Annotated in this window: 3 protein-coding genes; 1 reads left to right on the top strand and 2 read right to left on the bottom strand. The window is 64.7% G+C overall.

What is annotated here, in order from left to right; genetic code table 11:
* The coding region (locus FBR05_14300) for a tetratricopeptide repeat protein (protein MDL1873348.1) at positions 1–3766 on the top strand (3766 nt) is incomplete at its 5' end.
* 29 nt (positions 3767–3795) lie between these two features.
* On the opposite strand, the gene FBR05_14295 is transcribed toward FBR05_14300, so the two are convergent.
* Together FBR05_14295 and FBR05_14290 are read right to left on the bottom strand one after the other, a co-directional pair.
* Positions 3796–4623 carry a hypothetical protein gene (locus tag FBR05_14295; GenBank protein ID MDL1873347.1) on the bottom strand — a complete coding sequence of 276 codons (828 nt, stop codon included), beginning with the start codon at positions 4621–4623 and terminating at the stop codon, positions 3796–3798.
* 9 nt (positions 4624–4632) lie between these two features.
* Entirely contained in the window at positions 4633–5496 is an 864-nt protein-coding gene (locus FBR05_14290; GenBank protein ID MDL1873346.1) for a hypothetical protein, read from the bottom strand.
* Positions 5497–6337 lie beyond the last annotated feature (841 nt).

Below are 6337 nucleotides of genomic sequence, written 5' to 3'. Positions count from 1 at the left end.
CTTGGCGGGCCACCGCGTCGTGCAGGGCCGGCTCGAGCCCGGCAAGGGCCTGGCCAACGAGGACCCTTTGCGTTTCTTCCTGGACGCCGACGGCCTCCAGCCCCGGCACTTCAAGGACCTGTTTCACTTCCTGCGCGGCGGCACCCCTGGCGGCAGGCTTTGGCTCTTGGAATACAACGACGAGAAGGTCCGCCCCGATCTCGCCGCCTCGCTGGAGGCCCTCGGGCAGGAAGAATCCGTCCTCGACCTGCGCCTGCGAAACCTGAACTTCGAGGAGACGCGCGCCTTCCTCGACAAGGCCCTCAAACTCGAACTGCCCGAGGCCCTGACGCGGGACCTCTACGCGCGCACCCAGGGCAACCCACGCCTCCTGACCGAGACCAGCCGCGAGCTGCTGCTGAGCGGCCTGCTCGACCGCAAACACCTCACGGAAGAGACCTTGCTGCAATTGAAGCTGCCGAGCAGTGTCTCCGAGATCTTCGGCGAGCGCATCCGCCGCCTCGACATGGGGCCGCGCCATCTTCTCGACCTCCTCGCGGCGGCCCGCGAAGACGCCCGGCTCGCCCCGCTGGCGTCCCTCGGCGAAATGAGCCCCGCCGCGGCGCGCGAGGCCCTCTCCGAGCTGCTGCACCTGGGCCTGATCCAAACCGCCCCTTCCGGCTCGGCCGAGTCCTACCGGATCGCCCACCCGGCGCTCCGCGAGCTGATCCTAGCCGGCTTAAGCGAATCGCGCCGCCGGCAACTCCACCAAGGATGGCTGGAGGATTACGAGCGGGAAAGCGCCGCGGGCGCCGAGCCCCGCCCCGAGACGGTCTTCTCCCTCGCCCATCACGCCCTCGAGATCCCCGACCATCCCCAGGCCGCGAAATACGCAATCCGAGCGGCGGAGCTGCACTTCGCGCGTGAGGATTTCGACGAGGCCATCGCCTTCTGCGAGCGGGCCTTGGCCGCAAACCCCGCCAAGGAGGCCAGCGACCCGCTCCTGCGGCTGGCCGCCAACGCCTACGGCCGCCTGGGCCGCTTCAAAGAATCCGTCGCCAAGATCGAGCTATGGCGCGCCGAGGGGCACGCCGATCCCGAAGGGCTCAACGAGGTCAAGTTTTGGCTGGCGACCGGCCTCGCCTATAAAAATTTGGGCAATGTCCCCGAGGCGCGCCGCCGTTTCGAGCGCTGCCTGGCCGCCGCCGATCCCGCCAACGCGAAACAAAAGCCCTTCCTGGTGCGAGCCCACTCCCTGCTCGGCCTGCTCGACCTCGAGGCGAAACGACTGGACGAGGCCGGAGGGCACTTCGAAAAAGCCTTGGCCCTGCTTCCCCCCTCCAGCGAGCAGACCGCCGAGGTCCTCAAACACCGCGCCCTCTTGGCAGCGGAGCGCCGCGATTGGACGGGCGCGGAGGCCCTGCTCGAAGAGGCCCGGGCGATGTATGCCTCTCTGCAAGACCACCACGGACAATTCTCCATCGCCCTCGAGCTCGGCAACCTGGCCCTCGACCGGGGGCATCTCGAGGCCGCGGAGGCGGCCTACGGCGAGGCCCTGGACCTGGCCTCCCGGCACCACGACGACAACTCGCTGGCCCGCGTCTACCAGAACCTCGGCGTCCTCGCCTGCCGCCGCGGCGACTACCCCAGGGCCCTGGAGGTGCTGACGAAGGCCCGCGAGATCTTCGCCTTCCTCGGCAACTCCTTCGAGCGCGGCCTCAATTTCCTCCAGCTGTCCCTGGCCCAGGCCTCGGTGGGCCGTTTCGCCAAGGCGGAGGAATATTGGCGCTCCGCCCTGGCGCAGGGCGAGGGCTCCCCCGAATTCCTGCAGCGCCAGGCGCGGGTCGGCCTCTGGCTGGGCCTGCTCCGCGACGGCAAGGCGCCGGCGGACGCCGATGCGGCGGCCGTCGCCACCGAGACCGAGACTCCCTCCTGGGACCTCGAGGCGCGGCTGCTGCGCCTGAACCTGCGCCGGGATCCGGCCGACCGCGAGGCGGCCCGCCGCCTGCTGGGCGAGATTTACCAAAAACTTCCCGACCCGCTAAAGATCAGCTTCGAAGACCGCGCCGATTACCGGCACTGGGTCTTGGGCGAAATCCCCAACGCTTCACCTTCCGAAAAGGAGAGCCTCCCCATGGACATCCTGCAAAGGCTGACCGCCATCACCACCGAGCTGCTCGGCTCGAACAACCTAGACCAGGTCCTCGTCAAGCTCATGGACGCCGCCATGGAGCTTTCCAAGGCCGACCGCGGTTTTTTGGTCATCCGCAACCCTCAATCGCCCGGCCCCATCCCCGGCTACGAAATCAAGGTGGCGCGCAACGTCTCGAAAGAGATGATCGAGAAGCAGGACTCCTCGATCAGCCTCTCGGCGATCCGCGAGGCGATGCAGGGCGGCGAGGCCCTGGTCACCGACAACGCCCTCCAGGACTCCCGCTTCGAGACCGCTGAGAGCGTGCACCAGCTGGAGCTGAAGTCCATCCTCGCCCTGCCGCTCAAGGGGACTAAGGGCGTGATCGGGGCGCTCTACCTCGACCACCGCTACGAGACGAACATGTTCCGCGGCACGGACCTGAACGTGTTGCAGATGTTCGCCAACCAATCCGCCTTGGCCCTGCAGAAGGCGCAGATGATCGAGGACTTGGAGAAGGCCAACGCGAAGCTTTCCGAGACGGTCGAGGAGCAGGCCGGCGAATTAACCGTGCTCAAGCGCGAGGTCGAAGACCAGCGGCACAAGCTCACCTTCGAATACAAGGACATCGTCGGGCAAAGCCCCTCCATGCTCGAGGTGCTCTCGCTGGTCGACCGCATCACCGAGACCACCGTCCCCGTCTGGGTCTACGGCGAATCGGGCACCGGCAAGGAGATGATCGCCCGCGCCCTCCACTTCAACAGCTCGCGGGCGAAGAAGCCCTTCGTCAGCGAAAACTGCTCCGCCCTGCCCGAGACCCTGCTCGAATCCGAGCTCTTCGGCCACAGGAAGGGCGCCTTCACCCACGCCGACCGCGACAAGAAGGGCCTGCTGGAATACGCCAACGGCGGCACCGTCTTCTTGGACGAGATCGCCGACATGAGCGCGACGATGCAGGCCAAGCTGCTGCGCTTCCTGCAGGAGGGCGAGATCCGCCCGCTGGGCTCCAACGAGCTCATCAAGGTGGACGTCCGCGTCGTCTCGGCCAGCAACCGCGACTTGAGCGAGCTGATCGCCGAGGGGAAATTCCGTGAGGACCTCTACTACCGCTTGAACGGCGTGACGGTGGTGCTGCCGCCCCTGCGCGAGCGGATGGAGGACCTCCCGATCCTGGTCCAGCATTTTCTAAAAAAGCTCGCTAAGGACGAAAAGAAGGAACCCCTCGAGATCGCCCCGGAGGCCCTCGAGATGCTCATGGAATACCAATGGCCCGGCAACGTCCGCGAACTCGAGAACACCATCCGCACCGCCTGCCTCTTCCACCAGAAGGGCAAGCTGGTGCCGAAGTCCTTCAACTTCAAGAAGACGATGAGCGGCGGCATGACCCTGCCCAAGGCCGTCTCCGCCGGCGCCGCGCCCGTCAAGCCCACGGCGGGAAAGCCCGCCAAGGCGGCGAGCGGCGCCGCCCAACCCATGTCCGACGAGAAGCGCATCCTTCTGGAGGCCCTCTTCGAGCACGGCTACCACAAGGGACTGGCCGCCCAGGCCCTCGGCATCTCGCGGCGCTACCTCTACACGCAGATGATGCGCCACGGCGTGCCGATCAGCCGGATCGAGATGAAGTCCTTCGTCGAGGAGCAGTTAGGAAAAAAATAAGGCAGCGATTGGGTGCGCCGAGGGGACCGTCATTGGACCTTCAAAATCTGCAAAGTTTGGGGGGACAGCTTCAGCGGACCCATCGGCCGCGTGTAGCGAATCAGGCCCTGTTGCGCGGTCGCGGCGATGCCTTCCTTCGCGATCTGCATAAATCCATCGACCGACAGAGGGCCGACCTCGGGCGGGGGGTTCTGGGGCAAGAGGTAAAACACGACGATCTCCTGCGGGTAGAGATCCAACTCTCCTAAGTCCACGATTCCGGAGCTCTTCACCGGAAAATCCCGATAGGTCGCCCCTTCACAGACGGTGACGCTCGAGTTCCCATGGGCTCTCGGCAAGTGCAACAGATACCAGAGCAAGGGACTCGAGGCGGTCGGGTTGTTGTGCTCCTCCGGAGGCATGTTCTGGAGGATGTCGGCGTCGTTGTGCGGCCCGCAGTTGATGGCCCGGACATAGCGCCCCTCGCAGGCCAAACAGGGGACCTCTTTGTATCCGCCGAGGTCCTTGAAGATCTTCAAGACCTGGGCAGCGGGCAAGTTTCCGGGGACCGAGGGCAGGATGTAATCGTAGCCCGCCCCTTGGGCTAAGGGCTCTCCCGCAAAGAACAGCGAGTATTCGCGGTAGAAATAAGGCTCGAGGTCAACGTTGGAGGACTGCGAACCCAAGGTCCCGTCGCCGCCCGCTTGACCCAGGACCGGTTGGTCCAAGGGCGAGGCAGGGCCCACGGCCGCCTGACCGGGGCTGTCGAGGGCGCCGCCCCCCGGACCCGCACCGACGGCGCCGGGCCCCGAACCCCCGCTCCCCGCGCAGGCCGTCAGGGCCAAAACCGTCATCATTGCCGTCAAAAAACCTCGCATGCGTCTCCTCTACTCTACCAAGTCTCGAACCTTGAACTTATCGAAGACCGGATTGGCTTGCTCGACGGGACCTCCCGGGTTCACTTCCGGGGCTTGGACCGGCATCACGGCCTTATCCTTGTCCTTCAGATTATCCAGGCTGATCCCGTCGTCTTGAGGGATGGGCTTGGGGAACCCGCTCGGCACGTTGTAGCGCGCCTGGAAAACCCGCAGCCAGGTGAAGGGATGCGTCTCCGGCTTGTCCGAGCAGGCGGTGACCGCGTAAAACTCGTCGGCGTTCTGGAAGGACGTGGCCCCCGAGACCGGCGTTATCGGCTTGGCAGAAAGCAGGATCATGTAGAGGTGGTTGGCCTGAATGGGCAAGTCCTTCAGCGTGACTTCGCCCACGGATCCCACCACAAAGTCTTGGTAGACGGCCTGGGCGATCAGCTCGGGCTTCACGAAGTGCTTGCGGACCCCCGTCATGAACATGAGGAAATTGAATTTTTCTTGGAAGGGATTGAAGCCGGGGTCGCCCATGTCGATGAGCCGAACGACGCGGCCCGCGCAGTCGGAGCAGATCTCCTCGTTGACCACGGGCTCTTTTTGGTTTTTGACCACCAACCCGGGCGTCGGGAAATTTTTCTGCTCTTGACCGAGAATGTACCAGTTGCCGCCGTCCACCAAGGTCTCGCCGGTGAAGCGGAGGGTGTAGGGAAAGAGACATTCGTCGCCCATCTCTTGGATATCGGACTGGCTGCCCAAGGTCCCCTGCTGGGCGAAATTGCCGCCGCCCCCGCCGCCGAGCGGACCGCCGCCCGCTCCGCCCGCGCCGGTACCGTCCACGGCGCCGCTGCAGGCCGCCAAGAGAAATAAGAGCAGGTATTTCTTCATATCCATCCCCTTTCGCGAACGAGGCTATTCTGCCCCATCCCGCCGCGGCTTCCAATGCGATTCTCGCGCGGCCCGCCGTCCTCCTGCCTCATTTGGAGCCCCCTGGCAACACGCGCAGCTTGGCCGGCTCGTTGAGCCGAATGAGGTCGATGGGCTGGTAGGGATCGAGGTAGCCCATGGGCGGCCTCACCCAGATCCCGCGCGCGAATCGATATTCCTTGTTCATCGCCACCTTTAGAAATTGCTCGTATTCGCCGGGGTCCTCGAGGTTCATCTCGACCGGAGCGACGGCGATCGGGGCCCCTTCGGGAATCAGCAAAACATAGATCACGTGCCCTGTCTTGGCCGGGATCTGGGGCATCTTAATTTGATTGCCCGCCCCGATCCCGACATCGACGTAGGTGGCCTTTTTGGGATTGTTCTCCGGTTTCAACCTTCCCATCCTCAGGTCGTAGAGATAGGGCCCCGACTCTTTGTAGGCCACAGGCAAGGGTCCCAGGTCGAACCAGCGCAGGACCCTCCCCTCGCAGCCCTTCGGATCGGGGGCGCAGAGCCCGCCCTCTTCTTTGCTGAAAAACGTCTCGCGCACTACGGCGCCGGCCGGGAAAAATTCTTGTCCGGCGTCCTTGGTATAGGTCCACTTTTTCAAATCCTCGTTGTCGTCCTCGAAGGCTAGGAAAAGACTCGGCATCAAGGTACCCGATTCCATGGTGTAAGTGGGCGGCTGAGAGCCCAGCAGCCCCCCCGAGGTGTTGGCGGCATAGACCACCGCCTGGGAAGAGGATTGAAGCTGGCCCTCGCCGTAAGTGGACCCGGCGCCGTCGGATTTGGGTGCGGACGG

The organism is Deltaproteobacteria bacterium PRO3 (assembly GCA_030263375.1).
GTDB lineage: Bacteria > UBA10199 > UBA10199 > DSSB01 > DSSB01 > DSSB01.
The sequence above is the reverse complement of the archived record's forward strand: the minus strand, read 5'-3'. Positions and strand labels throughout refer to the sequence as shown.

Excerpts from the sequence above, each read along its gene's own strand:
- FBR05_14290 (MDL1873346.1), bottom strand. The coding sequence starts at position 5,496 with ATGAAGAAATACCTGCTCTTATTTCTCTTGGCGGCCTGCAGCGGCGCC.
- FBR05_14295 (MDL1873347.1), bottom strand. The coding sequence starts at position 4,623 with ATGCGAGGTTTTTTGACGGCAATGATGACGGTTTTGGCCCTGACGGCC.